General features: G+C 58.0%; 1 pseudogene. It reads right to left on the bottom strand.

The window, feature by feature from the left end:
• Positions 1-219 (bottom strand): annotated as a pseudogene (locus tag HMPREF2781_RS09800) (HNH endonuclease); the annotation flags it as partial.

The raw sequence follows: 219 nt of genomic DNA on the forward strand, positions 1-219 counted from the left end.
GCGTGTTGGGGCCTTGTTCCCGGTAGGTGATGCGCACACCTGGTTTGGCTATGCGCTTAGCACGGAGTTCTTTAAGCCGTTGGGTGGCGACCGTTTTAATGCGGTGTGCGGGTGTGGCGGCGAGTTTTGCTCGGAGGTTCCAGGCATCCAGGGTCTTTTTCACCTTGGATGCGTAGGACTCGATGAGTGTGAGGGTGCCGAGGCTGTGGCGTTGTTTGA

It is taken from the genome of Corynebacterium sp. HMSC062A03 (assembly GCF_001811145.1).
Taxonomy (GTDB): Bacteria; Actinomycetota; Actinomycetes; order Mycobacteriales; family Mycobacteriaceae; genus Corynebacterium; species Corynebacterium aurimucosum.